Origin of the sequence: Streptomyces sp. NPDC001902, assembly GCF_042891295.1 — a bacterium.
Classification (GTDB): domain Bacteria; phylum Actinomycetota; class Actinomycetes; order Streptomycetales; family Streptomycetaceae; genus Actinacidiphila.
On the sequence record NZ_JBIATA010000009.1, the window covers coordinates 124,657 to 139,810 of the forward strand.

Below are 15,154 nucleotides of genomic sequence, written 5' to 3' on the forward strand. Positions count from 1 at the left end.
GCACTTTTCGTGCGTACCAGCATCAAGATCACGACCGCCGTCCTCGCCGCCGCCGGCCTCAGCCTCGGCCTGACCGCCTGCGGCGCGGACTCCGGCTCCAAGAAGGACAGCGCGAGCGACCCGCTCGTCGTCGCCGCGAGCCCCGTCCCGCACGCGGAGATCCTCAACTTCGTCAAGGACAACCTGGCGGCCAAGGCCGGGCTCAAGCTCGAGGTGAAGGAGTTCAGCGACTACGTGACGCCGAACACCGCCACCGAGGACGGCTCCGTCGACGCCAACTACTTCCAGAACCAGCCCTACCTGGACGACTTCAACAAGAAGAAGGGCACCCACATCGTGCCCGTCGTCACGGTGCACCTGGAGCCGCTGGGCCTGTACTCCGACAAGCTGAAGTCGGCCGACGCGATCAAGAACGGTGCCACGATAGCCGTCGCCAACGACGCGGTGAACGAGGCCCGCGGCCTCAAGCTGCTCGCCGCCAACGGCCTGATCACCCTCAAGGAGGGCGTCGGCAACGAGGCCACCCCCGCCGACATCACCGCCAACCCCAAGAACCTGAAGTTCAAGGAGCTGGAGGCCGCCCAGCTGCCGCGCTCCCTGCAGGACGTCGACGCCGCCGTCATCAACGGCAACTACGCCATCTCCGCGGGCCTGAAGCCCGCGAAGGACGCCCTGGTGCTGGAGTCCGCCGACAACAACCCCTACGGCAACTTCCTCGCCGTCAAGGAGGGCGACGAGAAGGACCCGCGCGTGCTGAAGCTCAAGAAGCTGCTCACCTCGCCCGAGGTGAAGAAGTTCATCGAGGACAAGTACGCCGGCTCCGTCATCCCCTCCTTCTGACCCGCCGGGCCCGGGCGGGGGCGGGCAGCGCGTTCACCGCGCCCCGCTCCCCGCCGCCCCCGGCCAGTCCAGCAGCAGCTGCTGCGCGCGCGGCAGCCGTGCCACGACCAGGTCGTACGAGTCCTCGACCAGCTCGCGCACCATCGCGTCGGGCAGCGAACCGTCCAGCGTGACCGTGTTCCAGTGGCGCTTGTTCAGGTGCCAGCCGGGCGCGATCGCCGCATGCTCCGCCCGCAGCCGCACCGCCAGGTCGGGCTCGCACTTCAGGCTCACCTTCAGCGGCTCCTCCCCCAGCGCGCTGATGGCGAAGATCTTCCCGCCGACCTTGAAGACGGTCACATCGGTGTTCCGCGGGAAGGGGTTCTCCTCCGCCGCGCCGTTGAAGCCGAGGCAGAAGCCCCTGAGCCGGTCCGCGTCCATCCGCCCATTCAACAGGGCGCCACCGACACACCCGCGAGATCAGCGCCGCCGCACCCAGTACACGTCCGTCGTGTAGGGCATGTCCACGGCGTCCTTGCCGCGCGTGGCGTCGTGCCCGGCCAGCACCGCCTCCACCTCGGCCAGCACCCGCTCCTGCTCCGCCGGGTCCATCACCGCGATGTGGCTGGAGGACGTCATCCGCTCCACCACGTCCGAGACCGTCGTGGAGTGCAGGTTCGGCCAGTGCCGCTCGTGCACCCGCGACCAGCCCCGGCGGCCGGTGAAGGCCTTGCGCCAGCCGTCGTCCAGAGGGCTCGGCAGGTCACGCGGCGCGAGCCGGAAGACGATGTCCTGGTAGTCCCGCACCCAGGGGACCGAGGTGTCGTAGGTGTTCCACACCAGTGCCAGCGAACCGCCCGGCCGCAGCAGGCGCTCGACCTCCGCCAGGGCCTCCTCCTCCTGGAACCAGTGCCAGGACTGCGCGGCCACCACCGCGTCCGCGCACCCGTCTGGCAGGCCCGTGGCCTCGGCCGTCCCGGCCGACACCCGCACCCCCGGCAGCAGCTCCGCGAGCCGCTCCCGCATCTCCGTCACCGGCTCGACCGCGATCACCTCGGCGCCGGTCAGCGCCAGCAGACGGGTGAACTTGCCGGTGCCGGCGCCCAGGTCGACCACCGTGCGGCCCGCCTCGAGGGGCAGCGCGTCCGCCAACTCGGCCAGGGCCGCCATGGGGTACGAGGGTCGCGACCGCTCGTACACACCCGCGGCCCGCTGATATCCGACTCCTGCTGCGTGGTGCACCGTCACGCGGGCAGACGCTAGCAGGACCGTATGACCACAGGCGTAGCGGACCTGCGGAAAAGCCGGGGAACAGCACACCAACTGCTCCCGTCGTGCCGATGGTTGGACGTACGCTGGGGCGACGGCCGCGCAGGCCCCCGCGGCGACCCGGTCCTGCGGTGACCCGGTGGATGTTGCATGCTGTGCACTTCACACATGCCCTGGCTACGGAGCGTCGAATGACCAGCTTCCCGGAGATCTCCATCAGTACGGAGCGGCTGGTGCTGCGCACGTACGAGGAGTCCGACGTCCCCGCCCTGGCGGAGATGATGAACGACGAGTCCGTCATCGCCTGGACCTCCGTGCCGTATCCCTACACCGAGGCGGACGCCCGCTCCTTCATCGCCGGGTTCGCCCCCGCCGAGCGCGCGGAAGGCCGCGGCATCGTGCTCGCCGTCACCGAGTTCCTCACCCAGCGGCTGGTCGGCACCGTCCACCTGCAGCGCACCGACTGGCGCATCCGCAGCAGCGAGGCGGGCTACATGATCGCCCCCTGGGCGCGCGGCGAGGGCTACGCGGCGGAGGCCGTCCAGGCCACCGCCCAGTGGCTCTTCGACGACCAGAAGTTCGAGCGCCTGGAACTGCGCACCGCCGCCGACAACGCCGCCTCGCAGCAGGTCGCGCAGAAGATCGGCTGCATCAGCGAGGGCGTGCTCCGCAACGCCGGCCTGGTCCGCACGCAGACGGAGGGCGGCCGCTGGGAGGAGATCCGCACCGACCTGATCGTCTGGAGCCTGCTCCCGGAGGACCTCGACGGCCTCGCGGAGGAGTCCGCCGACGGCTCCGACTACGCGGCGTACGCCGACTGGCAGTGAGCACGGGCTAGCGCAAGATCCTGGCCGGGGTACTGTGCACACCCCGGGATCACCTCACCCCCGGGCACCACACCGCGACGCGCCCAGGAGGCAGGACGACGATGGCCGACCGTGTCACCGTGATCGGGTGGGACGGCTCACCACCGGGCGAGGCAGCGCGCTCCGCGCTGTCGGCCGCCACCTTGGTGGCCGGGACCCGGCACCACCTGGCACTGCCGTTCGTGCCGGAGGACGCCGAGCGGATCGTACTGGGCAGCATCGACCTGGCCGCCCGCCGCATCGCGCGGCACCGCGGCACCGCGGTCGTCCTCGCCGACGGCGACCCCGGCTTCTTCGGCGTCGTCCGCGCCCTGCGCACCCCCGAGTACGGGCTGGAGGTCGAGGTCGTGCCCGGCGTCTCCTCGGTCGCCCAGGCCTTCGCCCGGGCCGGGATGCCCTGGGACGACGCCCGGGTGGTCGTCGCGCACACCCGCACCCTGCGGCGGGCCGTCAACGTCTGCCGCGCCCATCCCAAGGTCGCCGTGCTCACGGCCCCCGGCGCCGGGCCGGCCGAACTCGCCCTGCTGCTCGGCGACGAGCACCGCACCTTCGTGATCTGCGAGGCCCTCGGCACCGAGCACGAGCAGGTCACCGTGCTCACCTCCGACAAGGTGGCCGACCACACCTGGCGGGACCCCAACGTCGTCCTCGTCGTCGGTGCCGCCCCGGCCGCCGCCCCCGCCCACGTTCCGGTTCCGGCCGCCGCCGCGCAGGCCGGCTGGCTCGCCGGCGGGGACCCCGACTCGTCCGACCGGGTACGGGGCTGGGCGCTGCCCGCCGAGCGGTACGTGCCCGGGGACGGCCCGGCGCACCTGCGCGCCCTGCAACTGGCCCGGCTCGGACCGCGGGCCGGCGACCTGCTCTGGGACATCGGCGCCGGCGGCGGGGCCGTCGCCGTGGAGGCGGCGCGGTTCGGCGCGGCCGTCATCGCGGTGGAGGCCGACGCCGAGGCGTGCGGCCGGATCGAGGACACCGCACGGGACTTCGGGGTCCAGGTCCGGGTCGTCCACGGCCTGGCGCCGCACGTGCTGGAGGACCTTCCGGAACCGGACATCGTGCGCATCGGAGGCGGCGGACCGGAGGTGGTCGCCGCCTGCGCCGCGCGCCGGCCGGAGCGAATCGCCGCGAGCGCCGCGAACCGGGACGAGGCCGAAGCCGTCAGCCGCGCCCTCGACGAGGGCGGATACGCCGTGGAACGCACGTTGTTGCAGGCAGTCGAGCTGGACGACGAGTGGTCCGAGCGGGAGCGCACGGTGGTCTTCGCGCTCCTCGGACACCGCAGGTGAGCCAGTGGGTTGCGCCCGCATTGGCACCGGTTTGAGGTGAACCCCCCTGAGCACGCGCGGGCACACGCACGGTAGGCTGACGGACCGCTGTGCCGTTGTCGCGCATTGACGTCGCGTGAGGGCTGATCAGTAATGGTCAGTACCGGTCAATCGCCGTCGTCGTGCCGGTTGCCGCCCACGCTCGTTCTCTCTGTGGGCAGTGTGCTCGGCGCAGCGATGGAAGGAGCGAAACCGATGGGCGAGGGGCACGCATGACTGACACCGGCCAGGTCCCGGGTGAGGGACTGCCGGAGAACGCAGGCGAAGAAGCGGTTCTGCAGCCGCACGCCGACCTTCCCGGCAGTGGCGCGCAGCAGCAGTCCGTCCCCTCGTGGGACGTCGATCCGCTCACCGCGCCGGTTCCTCCCGAGTACCACTACCTCGACCAGCCGTCCGGCCCGGTGCCGGTGGAGGAGGACGAGGAGATGCTGCTGATGCCCGGTCTGCAGGGGTCCTGGGGCGACCCGCAGCCCGTGCCGCCGCAGCCGGCGCCGGTCGCCGCCGTACCCGTTCCGGCGCCCGCTCCCGTGATCCCGGCCGCGCCGGTCCCGGCGCAGGCCCCCGCCCCCACCCCCGTGCCGGTCGAGCACACCCCGCACGGGGTCCCGGTGGCGCCCGAGGGCATCGAGCACGACGCCCACGAGAGCGGCGGCCGTGATTCCGTCTCCCTCGACTACTCCGCCGTCCGCACGGAGATGCAGGTCGCACCCGGCATGCCGGCGCCGGAACCGCTCCCGGCCGAGCAGGCCGTGCCGCCGCAGCCCGCCCCGTTCGTGATCGAGCACGCGGTGCCGGAGCAGGCCGTACCCGTGGCCGTGGAGCCCGTCGCGCAGCCGGGGCCCGCGGAGGAGGCCGTCCAGGTCCGGGCGGCCGAGCCGGCCCCGCAGCCCCATGTGCCCGCGCAGGCGCAGCTGCAGGAGGCCGCTCCCGTACCGCCGCGGCGCCCGTTGCACATGGGCCCCCCGATCCCGGACCCGTCCAACGGCGGCGGCATCGTGCGCTCCCTGGCCGACCGCGGCCCGGCCACGCCGCCGCCCGCGCCGCAGCCGGTCCCGGCGCCCATGCCCCAGTCCGGGCCGCCCACCATCGGACCGGAGTACCTGGACATCCCCCGCGACGAGGCCCCCGCCGAGACCCAGGCGCCGGTGCCGGCCCCCGCGTCCGGCGAGACCTGGACGGCCCCGGTGCCGGAGGCCGTCGTGCCCGTGCCCGTGCCCGCACCGGAGCCCGAGCCGGTGGCCGTCCCCGCGTCGCCGCTGGAAAGCCCGGACGAGCCGCTGCCGTTCGGCATGGAGCCCGCCGCCGAGGTGCCCGTGGCACCGGTCGTACCGGAGGCGCCCGAGCCCGTCGCGGAGCCTGAAGCTGTCGCGGAGCCCGAGCCGGTCGCGGTCGTGCCGGAGCCGGTCGCCGTGGTGCCGGAGCCGGAGCCCGAGCCGGTCGTCGAGGCCGAGGCCGAGGTGGAGCCCGAGCCCGAGCCCGAGCCCGTGCCCGTCGCAGTCGAGCCGGTCGCCGAGCCCGCACCCGCCGCGGTCGTGCAGGAGGACACTCCGGTCACCGTCGCCGAGCCGCAGCACGAAGCGGACCTGACACCCGAGGAGCCCCAGGCGTCCGAGGAGCCCGAGGCGCCGGTCGCCGGCGAGGAGGAGGAGCAGGAGCTGCTGCTGCCCGCCGCCGAGGGCTACGACCCCGCCGTGCGGGACGCCGTGCACCGTGTCATCCGCGAGCGCCGGGACATCCGCAACGGCTTCCGCAAGGACCCGATCCCGCACGAGGTGCTGATCCGCGTGCTGGAGGCGGCGCACACCGCGCCGAGCGTCGGCCACTCCCAGCCGTGGGACTTCGTCGTCATCCGCTCCGCCAAGACCCGGGAGCGCATGCACGAGCTCGCCATGCAGCAGCGCGAGGCGTACGCCAAGTCCCTCCCCAAGGGCCGCGCCAAGCAGTTCCGCGAGCTGAAGATCGAGGCGATCCTCGACACCCCGGTCAACATCGTCGTCACCGCCGACCCCACCCGCGGCGGCCGCCATACGCTGGGCCGTTACACCCAGCCGCAGATGGCCCCGTACTCGTCGGCGCTCGCCGTGGAGAACCTCTGGCTCGCCGCGCGCGCCGAGGGCCTCGGCGTCGGCTGGGTCAGCTTCTTCGACGAGCGCGAGATGGTCCGCGAACTCGGGCTGCCCGAGCACCTCGAGGTCGTCGCGTACCTCTGCGTCGGCTACGTCGACGAGTTCCCCGAGGACCCCGAACTGGTGCGGTCCGGCTGGTCCAAGCGGCGCCCGCTGGCCTGGGTCGTCCACGAGGAGGAGTACGGCAACCGGGCCCTGCCCGGCGAGGAGCCGCACAACCTCCTGGAGGAGACCCTCCGTGGCATCCGCCCGCTCGACGCGAAGGCGCTCGGCGAGGCCTGGGAGCGGCAGAAGCGGATGACCAAGCCGGCCGGCGCGCTCGGCATGCTGGAGATCATCTCCGCGCAGCTCAGCGGCCTGTCCCGGCAGTGCCCGCCGCCCATCCCAGAGCCCGCGGCCGTCGCGATCTTCGCCGGGGACCACGGGGTGCACGCCCAGGGCGTCACCGCCTGGCCCCAGGAGGTCACCGGCCAGATGGTCGCCAACTTCCTCGGCGGCGGGGCCGTGTGCAACGCCTTCGCCCACCAGGTGGGCGCCGAGGTGTGCGTGGTGGACGTCGGCGTCGCCTCCGACCTGCCCAGCACCCCCGGTCTGCTGCCCCGCAAGGTCCGTCCCGGCACCGCCGACATGACCGCCGGGCCCGCCATGTCGCGCGAGGAGGCACTGCGCGCGATCGAGGTCGGCATCGAGACCGCCCGCGACCTCGTCGCCGCGGGCAACAAGGCGCTGCTCACAGGGGAGATGGGGGTCGCCAACACCACCGTCTCCGCGGCCCTGATCTCCGTCTACACCGGGGTCGACCCGGCGGAGGTCACCGGACGCGGCACCGGCATCAACGACGAGATGCACGCCCGCAAGATCGACGTCGTGCGGCGCGCCCTCGAACTCCACCGGCCCGACCCGTCCGACCCGATCGAGGTCCTCGCGGCGATCGGCGGCCTCGAGCACGCGGCCATGGTGGGCCTGCTGCTCGGTGCCGCGTCCCTGCGGACCCCGGTCATCCTCGACGGCGTCAGCGCGGGCGCGGCCGCCCTGGTGGCCCGCGCCATCGCCCCCGAGGTCCTCGCGGCCTGCATCGCCGGCCACCGCAGCGCGGAGCCCGGCCACCGCGCGGCGCTGACCAAGCTGGGCCTGCGCCCGCTCGTCGAACTCGACCTGCGCCTCGGCGAGGGCACCGGCGCGCTGCTGGCGCTGCCGCTGGTGCAGAGTGCTGCGCGGGCGATGCACGAGGTGGCGACGTTCGACTCTGCGGGGGTCACCGAGAAGTCCTGACGCGGGCGGTCGTGGTGGGCGGGTTGGCTCGCGGCCCGGTTGTCGTGTGCGGGTGCGTTGCGCCTGCGGCGGGCGTCCCCCGCCCTCCCGCCCGATTGCCCGGCGCGGTCAGTGACCGCCTCGCTGCGTACGTGGTGGGGTCGGTGCCGCGCCGGCGCACTCTCCCAGCCTTCGGCCGGGGGGACCCCCACAGCGCTCGCGGTTTGGCCCTACGTCATTAGGCGCCCGGGTCCGCCGCTCGTCTCCCCCAGCCTTCGGCCGGGGGGACCCCCATGGGCGCACCCCGCCACACCTCCTCATGCCGGTTGGGGCGCATGACGGCCGGTGGGGGGTGAGTAGGGCACCTGCGGCAACCCCGGACCGCCCTCCTACCCCCCACCGGCCGTTGGTCGCCGCACGATACGGAGGGGGCGGGGTCGATGGGGGCACCCCCGGCCGAAGGCTGGGGGAGGGTGGGTGTTCTGGACGCTGACGTGTATGTGTTGTGTGGCACGGACGGCACAACAAGTACCGCCCGCCATGCACGCGCGCAGGCCCGCACCAACCGTGCCGGATGGGGGTCCCCCCGGCCGAAGGCTGGGGGTGGGTGGGTGGGTGGGGGACGCCCGCCGCAGGCGCGAACAACCCGCACACGACCACAACGGCAAGCGCACCGCAGGTGTGATCTTGGGCGCTGCGGCGCAGCCACCCCGCACCGTAGGGTTGGGGCGGGGCAGGGTCGCCCCGCACCCCCGCACCCCCGCAACCCCACCCCCCGTCGCGCCGCGAGGCACACGCCGCGAGGCACACCCGAGGAGCCGCACCGCCATGACTGCCGCCGAGGACCGCAACGACGCACCCGCCTACCCCGTCGGACTGCGCCTCACGGGCCGCCGAGTGGTCGTCCTCGGCGGTGGCCAGGTCGCCCAGCGCAGGCTGCCCCCGCTGGTCGCGGCCGGCGCCGACGTCGTCCTGGTCTCCCCGTCCGCGACGCCGTCCGTGGACGCGATGGCCGCGGCGGGCGAGATCCGCTGGGAGCGCCGCCGTTACCGGCCGGGCGACCTGGCCGGCGCCTGGTACGCGCTCATCGCCACCACCGACCCCGAGGCGAACGCCGCGGCCTCCGCGGAGGCGGAGGAGCGCCGCGTGTGGTGCGTCCGCAGCGACGACGCCGAGGCGGCGACCGCGTGGACGCCGGCGACCGGCCGTACGGAGGGCGTGACCGTCGCCGTCCTCACCGGCCGGGACCCGCGGCGTTCGGCGGCCGTGCGGGACGCGATCGTCGAGGGCCTGCGCGACGGCTCGCTCGCCGCGCCGCAGCACCGGGGGAGGACCCCGGGCGTGGCGCTGGTCGGCGGTGGCCCGGGCGACCCGGACCTGATCACGGTGCGCGGCCGCCGGCTGCTCGCGGAGGCGGACGTCGTCATCGCCGACCGGCTCGGCCCGCGCGACCTGCTCGACGAACTGCCGCCGCACGTCGAGGTGATCGACGCCGCGAAGATCCCGTACGGCCGGGCGATGGCCCAGGAGGCGATCAACGCGGCGCTGATCGAGCACGCGAAGGCGGGCAAGGCGGTCGTGCGGCTCAAGGGCGGGGACCCGTACGTGTTCGGGCGCGGCATGGAGGAGGCGGAGGCGCTCGCGGAGGCGGGCATCCCGTGCACCGTCGTGCCGGGGATCTCCAGTTCCATCAGCGTCCCGGCCGCCGCCGGCATCCCGGTCACGCACCGGGGGGTGGCGCACGAGTTCACCGTGGTCAGCGGCCATGTGGCCCCGGAGGACCCGCGCTCGCTCGTGGACTGGGCGGCCCTCGCCCGGCTGCGCGGAACGCTGGTGCTGCTGATGGCCGTGGAGCGGATCGGCTCGATCGCGGCGGCGCTCGTGGAGCACGGCCGGGGCGCGGACACCCCCGTCGCGGTGATCCAGGAGGGCACGACGGCGGCCCAGCGCCGGGTCGACGCGACGCTCGCGACGGTGGGGGAGCGGGTGGCGCAGGAGGGCATCCGGCCGCCCGCGGTGATCGTCGTCGGCGAGGTCGTCGCCGTGGGCGCTCGCGTAACCGGCGGTAACAAGTGACGTCGGTGCCGTTGGCACCGCACTTCGGACAAGGCAGTATCACCCTGTGGCTGAGCTCATCACCATCGACGACCCCGACGACCCGCGTCTGCACGACTACACGTCGCTGACCGACGTGGAGCTGCGCCGACGCCGCGAGCCCGCCGAGGGGCTGTTCATCGCGGAGGGCGAGAAGGTCATCCGGCGCGCCCGGCAGGCCGGTTACCGCATGCGCTCCATGCTGCTGTCGGCCAAGTGGGTCGACGTCATGCGGGACGTCATCGACGAGGTCCCGGCGCCGGTCTACGCGGTCAGCCCCGAACTCGCCGAGCAGGTGACCGGCTACCACGTGCACCGCGGCGCCCTCGCCTCGATGCAGCGCAGGCAACTGCCCGACGCGGCGGCCCTGCTGGGCGACGCGCGGCGGATCGTCGTCATGGAGTCGGTCAACGACCACACCAACATCGGCGCCATCTTCCGCAGCGCGGCCGCCCTCGGCATGGACGCCGTCCTGCTCTCCCCGGACTGCGCCGACCCGCTGTACCGCAGGTCGGTCAAGGTCTCGATGGGCGCCGTCTTCTCCGTCCCGTACGCCCGGCTGGAGAGCTGGCCCCGGGACCTGGAGGCGGTCCGGGAGGCGGGCTTCAAGCTGCTCGCGCTGACCCCCGACGAGAAGGCCACCGACATCGACGAGGCCGCACCGCACCGGCTGGAACGCGCGGCGCTGATGCTCGGCGCCGAGGGCGACGGCCTGTCGACCCGCGCCCTGGTGGCCGCCGACGAGTGGGTGCGCATCCCCATGGCGCACGGCGTGGACTCGCTGAACGTGGGGGCGGCCGCCGCGGTCGCGTTCTACGCGGTGGCGACCGGCCGCCCCCGGGACTGACTCAGCCCGCCGCGGCCGGCAGGTCCACCAGGGCGGCGAGGGCCGCCCGGTGGCGGCCGGGCGTGCCCAGGGCGATCTCGTCGGCCTTGGCGCGCTTCAGCCGCAGGTGGGCCGGGTGCTCCCAGGTCATGCCGATGCCGCCGTGCAGTTGGACGCACTCCTCGGCGGCCCGCACGGCGACCGGTGCGCAGAACGCCTGCGCCACGGCGACCGCGACCGGGGCGTCCGCGCTGTCGGCCGCGAGCGCGTCGGCGGCGTTGCGCGCGGCGGCGCGGGACTGGACGACCTCGAGCCACAGGTCCGCGAGCCGGTGCTTGAGGGACTGGAAGGAGCCCACGACCCGGCCGAACTGGTGACGCTCCTTCAGGTACGCCACCGTCTCGTCCAGGCACCACTGGGCCAGGCCCAGTTGCTCCGAGGCCAGCAGCCCCGCCCCCGTCAGCAGGGCCCGTTCCACGGCCGCCGCAGCGGTCCCGGGCCCGGCGAGCCGGCGGGCCGCCGCCCCGTCGAAGGAGACGTCCGCGATCGGCCGGGTCAGGTCGAGGGGCACCGGTACGGACAGGGCGACCTCGGGCGCGTCGGTGCGCACCTCGTAGAGCCCGGGCCCGTCCGGACCGTTCGCGGGCACGATCAGCACGTCCGCGGCGGTCGCGTCGGCGACGCTGGTCACGCGCCCGGTGAGGACGCCGTCCGCGTCGGCCCGTACGCCCTGGGAGACGTCCGAGCCCGGCGCCGTGGGCAGCGGCACGGCCAGGGCGGCCGTCCGCTCGCCCTCCGCGAGGCGCGTCACGACGGCGTCGGCCTCCGCGGTGCCGGCCGCCAGCAGCGCCGCGGTGGCCAGCACGGCGCTGCCCAGGAAGGGCACGGGTGCCACGAAGGCCCCCAGCTCCTCCAGCACGACCGCGGCCTCCCGCGCGGAGGCGCCCTGGCCGCCGAGCTTCTCCGGCACCAGCAGCCCCGCGACCCCCACCTCCCGGGCCAGGGTCCGCCACAGCGCGGCGTCGTACGGCTCGTCGCCCTCGCAGCGCGCCAGGACGTCCGCCGGTGCGCACCGGTCGCTGAGCAGACCGCGCACCGCGGCGCGCAGGTCGTTCTCGACGTCGGAGTAGAGCAGGTCGGAGCTCATCGCGGCAGGTCCTTCCAGGGGACGTCCTTGTCCGTACGGGGCTCGGAGGGCAGGCCGAGGACGCGCTCGGAGATGATGTTGCGGAGGATCTCGGACGTACCGCCCTCGATCGAGTTGCCCTTGGCCCGCAGATAGCGGTAACCGGCGTCGCGGCCGTAGAAGTCGACGATCTCCGGGCGGCTCATCGTCCACTCGCCGTACCGCAGCCCGTCCTCGCCCAGCAGCTCCACCTCCAGGCCGCTGATGCGCTGGTTGAGCGAGGCGAACGCCAGCTTCATGCCCGAGCCCTCGGGGCCGGGGGCGCCCACCGCGAGCTGCTGGCGCAGCCGTTCGCCCGTGAGGCGGGTGACCTCGGCGTCCACCCACAGCCGCAGCAGCCGGTCGTGCAGGTCCGGCGTGCGCAGCTCGGGCCGCTCCCGCCACGTCGCGGCGACGGTGCCGATCATCCCGCCCTCGCGGGGGAGCGCGGTGCCGCCGATGGCGACCCGCTCGTTCATCAGCGTCGTCTGCGCCACGCGCCAGCCGTCGCCGACCTCGCCGAGGCGGTGGGCGTCGGGGATCCGCACGTCCGTGAGGAAGACCTCGTTGAATTCGGCCTCACCCGTGATCTGCCGCAAGGGCCGCACCTCGACGCCCGGGTCCGTCATGTCGCACACGAAGTACGTGATGCCCTGGTGCTTGGGGACGTCCGGGTCGGTGCGGGCGATCAGGATCGCCCAGCGCGCGTTGTGGGCGTTGGACGTCCACACCTTCTGGCCGGTGACGACCCAGTCGTCGCCGTCCCGCACCGCGCGGGTGCGCAGGCCCGCCAGGTCCGAGCCGGCGCCGGGCTCGCTGAACAGCTGGCACCAGACCTCCTCCCCGGTCCACAGCGGGCGCAGGAAGCGCGCCTTCTGCTCCTCGGCTCCGTACCGGAGGACGGTGGGGGCCGCCATCCCGAGGCCGATGCCGATCCGGCGCGGTTCGTTGTCCGGCGCCCCGGCGGCCGTCAGCTCGGCGTCCACGACCCCCTGCAGGGCGCGCGGCGCACCCAGCCCGCCGAGGCCCTCCGGGTAGTGCACCCACGCCAGGCCGGCGTCGAACCTGGCCCGCAGGAAGTCCAGGCGGTCCGTCGCCGCCGGATCGTGAGAGGCCAGCAGCGCGCGCACCCGCTCGCGCAGCTCCTCCGGTGTGACCGTCATGCGAATGCGTCCCTCCGCGTGTGCGTAGCCCTAAGCAAGCGCTTAGAAACTAGCTCACGTGGCGCCCTCCCGTCACCCCCTGGTGCGCCGCGTCTCATGTGCGGCGCCGTTGTGGTTGGCGTCGGGGGTTGCCCCGCCGCCCTCCCTCCCCCAGCCTTCGGCCGGGTGGACCCCATCCGGCGCGGTCAGTGACCGCCTCGCTGCGTACGTTGCGGGTCGGTGGGGTGCCACGCCTGGGCACGCCCCCAGCTTTCGGCCGGGGGGACCCCCACCTCGGCGCTCGCGGCGCTGCCCCACGTCATTCGGCGCCGCGAGCACCGCTCGTCTCTCCCAGCCTTCGGCCGGGGGAGACGAGCGGCGGACCCGGCGCGGAATGATGCGGACGTAAACCGCGAGCGTTGAGGACGTGCGCCGGCGCGGCCCCGACCCAGGCACACAATGCGCAGGCCCGCACTGACCGTGCCGGGCAATCGGGCGGGCGGCGGGGAAACCGCCCGCCGCAGGCGCAAACAACCCGCACACAACAACAGGCCGCAACGCAAACCAACCCGCCCACAGAACACCTAGCGCGGGGCCGCCGGAGGCATCCCTCACCGCCCCCAGCGCCACGTCGATGAGCCCGCCGACCCGCTCGGTGCCACCGCTGTCCGTCCACACGCCCGCGACCGCGTTGAGGCAGGACAGCACCGTCGCGGCGAGGGCCCGCGCCCGCAGCTCCCGGTGCTCCTCCTCGAGGCGCGCGGCCACGATCGGCACGAGCAGGTCCTGCCACTCGCGCTGCTTCTTCGTTCCCGGCGGTCCGGGCGGCCGGGACGCGGACCGGACCGGGACAGGCCGCCGGCGGTGTCCCGGTGGCCGTGCCTACGAGGTGGCAGGCCTACGGCGCGTGCGGCGCCGTCGCGTCGGCGCCGGCCCCGGGCAGTAGGCCGATGCCGCGGCTGGGGCCCTGGCAGCCCTGGGCGGCGGCGATGCCGAGCGCGACGAGGAGGGTCACGGTGACGAAGACGATGAGCCGCTGCCGCAGCAGCCTGCGGTCGGCACCCACGGGCCGGCGGCCCGCCGGCGTACGGGGGGCCGGGGTGCGGCCGGAGGGCGTCCGGGCCGGGGTGCGCGGCGAGGCGGGCGTACGGGGGGAGGCCGGGGTGCGCGGCGGGACGGGCGTGCCCGCCGCCGTCCGCCGCTCGGTCTGCTGGTCCGCGTACGCCTGCGCCCGCGGGCCCGTGGGGCGCTCGGCGCGCGGACCGGACGCCCTCGGCACGATGTCGCGCCGGCCCGGCGCCGCGCCGAGGCCGCGGGCCTCACGGGCGGCGATCTCGGCCAGCCGCTCGGAGAGTTGGACCGTGCTGGGCCGCTGCTCCGGGTCCTTGGCGAGGCAGGCGTACACCAGCGGGGCCAGCGAGTCCGGCACACCGGTGAGGTCCGGCTCCTCGTGGACGACCCGGTAGAGCATGACCTCCGAACTGCCCTGCCCGAACGGAGAGTCGCCCATCGCCGCGTACGCCAGCGTCGCGCCGAAGGCGAAGACGTCGGTGGCCGGGGTGACCGCCGCCCCGCGGACCTGCTCCGGCGCGAGGAACCCGGGGGACCCGACGGCGGTGCCCACGTGGGTGAGGGTGCTGGCGCCGGTGGACCAGGCGATGCCGAAGTCGATGATCCGGGGGCCCTTGGGCGACAGCAGGATGTTGGAGGGCTTCAGGTCCCGGTGGACGACCCCGGCCTCGTGGACGGCGACCAGCCCCTCCGCCAGCGCGGCGCCGATGGACGCGGTCTCGGCGGCCGGGAGCATGCCGTCCCGGGCGACCTTGTCGTGCAGGGAGGGCCCGGGAACGTACTGCGTGGCGAACCACGGGCGGTCCGCCTCCAGATCGGCGGCGACCAGCCGGGCCGTGCAGCCGCCGCGGATGCGTCTCGCCGCGGACACCTCGCGCGCGAAGCGGGAGCGGAACTCCTGGTCCTCGGCCAGCTCGGGGCGGATCACCTTCAGCGCGACCCGCTGGCCGCGCTTGTCGGCGCCCAGGTAGACGACGCCCATGCCGCCCGCGCCCAGCCTCCGGTGCAGGCGGAACGAGCCGACGACACGCGGGTCCTCGCGCCGGAGCCGCATCATCGCCATGTCGTCCATCCCCGCTGCCTGCCTGGCCAGTCTGACGCCGACAGCTTACGGACTGACCGCCCGTCGCGCCGCGAGGCCGCGCCCGCGCGGGGCGGCGGATTGTCAGTGCCAGATGGGATCCTTGAAGGGTGGGGAAA

The 15,154-nt window shown here is 74.5% G+C and carries 11 protein-coding genes; 6 read left to right on the forward strand and 5 right to left on the reverse strand.

Annotated features, from left to right (window positions below):
- Positions 1–9 precede the first annotated feature (9 nt).
- A complete protein-coding gene (locus tag ACFYYN_RS17280; protein ID WP_500546482.1) occupies positions 10–840 on the forward strand; it encodes a MetQ/NlpA family ABC transporter substrate-binding protein in 831 nt (276 codons plus the stop codon).
- 33 nt (positions 841–873) lie between these two features.
- Here the strand turns inward: ACFYYN_RS17280 and ACFYYN_RS17285 are convergent, their stop codons facing one another.
- Both ACFYYN_RS17285 and ACFYYN_RS17290 read right to left on the reverse strand, forming a co-directional pair.
- On the reverse strand, positions 874–1,260 hold the full coding sequence (locus tag ACFYYN_RS17285) for an MmcQ/YjbR family DNA-binding protein (RefSeq protein WP_500546483.1): 387 nt from the start codon (positions 1,258–1,260) through the stop codon (positions 874–876).
- Positions 1,261–1,299: 39 nt separating this feature from the next.
- Positions 1,300–2,067, reverse strand: coding sequence for a class I SAM-dependent methyltransferase (locus ACFYYN_RS17290; protein WP_500322380.1), 768 nt, complete (start codon positions 2,065–2,067; stop codon positions 1,300–1,302).
- 212 nt (positions 2,068–2,279) lie between these two features.
- On the opposite strand from ACFYYN_RS17290, the gene ACFYYN_RS17295 reads away from it, so the two are divergent.
- The 5 genes from ACFYYN_RS17295 (at position 2,280) to ACFYYN_RS17315 (ending at position 10,597) form a co-directional block, all read left to right on the forward strand.
- Positions 2,280–2,915 carry a GNAT family N-acetyltransferase gene (locus tag ACFYYN_RS17295; RefSeq protein ID WP_499510843.1) on the forward strand — a complete coding sequence of 212 codons (636 nt, stop codon included), beginning with the start codon at positions 2,280–2,282 and terminating at the stop codon, positions 2,913–2,915.
- 101 nt (positions 2,916–3,016) lie between these two features.
- Positions 3,017–4,240, forward strand: coding sequence for a precorrin-6y C5,15-methyltransferase (decarboxylating) subunit CbiE (cbiE, locus tag ACFYYN_RS17300; protein WP_500546484.1), 1,224 nt, complete (start codon positions 3,017–3,019; stop codon positions 4,238–4,240).
- 251 nt (positions 4,241–4,491) lie between these two features.
- Positions 4,492–7,677: a nicotinate-nucleotide--dimethylbenzimidazole phosphoribosyltransferase gene (cobT, locus tag ACFYYN_RS17305; RefSeq protein ID WP_500546485.1), complete on the forward strand. Its 3,186-nt coding sequence runs from the start codon at positions 4,492–4,494 to the stop codon at positions 7,675–7,677.
- Between the two features lie 807 nt (positions 7,678–8,484).
- On the forward strand, positions 8,485–9,732 hold the full coding sequence (cobA, locus tag ACFYYN_RS17310) for a uroporphyrinogen-III C-methyltransferase (protein ID WP_500546486.1): 1,248 nt from the start codon (positions 8,485–8,487) through the stop codon (positions 9,730–9,732).
- Between the two features lie 46 nt (positions 9,733–9,778).
- Positions 9,779–10,597: a TrmH family RNA methyltransferase gene (locus ACFYYN_RS17315; RefSeq protein ID WP_499510839.1), complete on the forward strand. Its 819-nt coding sequence runs from the start codon at positions 9,779–9,781 to the stop codon at positions 10,595–10,597.
- A 1-nt stretch (position 10,598) separates the two neighbouring features.
- On the opposite strand, the gene ACFYYN_RS17320 is transcribed toward ACFYYN_RS17315, so the two are convergent.
- The 3 genes from ACFYYN_RS17320 to ACFYYN_RS17330 all read right to left on the reverse strand — a co-directional run bounded on the left by ACFYYN_RS17320 (position 10,599) and on the right by ACFYYN_RS17330 (position 15,017).
- Complete coding sequence (locus tag ACFYYN_RS17320) at positions 10,599–11,723, reverse strand: acyl-CoA dehydrogenase family protein (protein WP_500546487.1); 1,125 nt, start codon at positions 11,721–11,723, stop codon at positions 10,599–10,601.
- Positions 11,720–12,904, reverse strand: a complete 1,185-nt coding sequence (locus tag ACFYYN_RS17325) for an acyl-CoA dehydrogenase family protein (protein WP_500546488.1) — start codon at positions 12,902–12,904, stop codon at positions 11,720–11,722. Before ACFYYN_RS17325 ends, ACFYYN_RS17320 begins: the two co-directional genes overlap by 4 nt.
- A gap of 877 nt (positions 12,905–13,781) precedes the next feature.
- The gene (locus ACFYYN_RS17330; protein ID WP_500546558.1) at positions 13,782–15,017 is read right to left on the reverse strand and encodes a serine/threonine-protein kinase; all 1,236 of its coding nucleotides are present in this window, start codon (positions 15,015–15,017) and stop codon (positions 13,782–13,784) included.
- Positions 15,018–15,154: the final 137 nt, after the last annotated feature.

What these genes read in the sequence shown, in the direction of transcription:
- ACFYYN_RS17285 (WP_500546483.1), bottom strand. Translation starts at nt 1,260, where the DNA reads ATGGACGCGGACCGGCTCAGGGGCTTCTGCCTCGGCTTCAACGGCGCG.
- ACFYYN_RS17295 (WP_499510843.1), top strand. Translation starts at nt 2,280, where the DNA reads ATGACCAGCTTCCCGGAGATCTCCATCAGTACGGAGCGGCTGGTGCTG.
- cbiE (WP_500546484.1), top strand. Translation starts at nt 3,017, where the DNA reads ATGGCCGACCGTGTCACCGTGATCGGGTGGGACGGCTCACCACCGGGC.
- cobT (WP_500546485.1), top strand. Translation starts at nt 4,492, where the DNA reads ATGACTGACACCGGCCAGGTCCCGGGTGAGGGACTGCCGGAGAACGCA.
- cobA (WP_500546486.1), top strand. Translation starts at nt 8,485, where the DNA reads ATGACTGCCGCCGAGGACCGCAACGACGCACCCGCCTACCCCGTCGGA.
- ACFYYN_RS17320 (WP_500546487.1), bottom strand. Translation starts at nt 11,723, where the DNA reads ATGAGCTCCGACCTGCTCTACTCCGACGTCGAGAACGACCTGCGCGCC.
- ACFYYN_RS17325 (WP_500546488.1), bottom strand. Translation starts at nt 12,904, where the DNA reads ATGACGGTCACACCGGAGGAGCTGCGCGAGCGGGTGCGCGCGCTGCTG.
- ACFYYN_RS17330 (WP_500546558.1), bottom strand. Translation starts at nt 15,017, where the DNA reads ATGGCGATGATGCGGCTCCGGCGCGAGGACCCGCGTGTCGTCGGCTCG.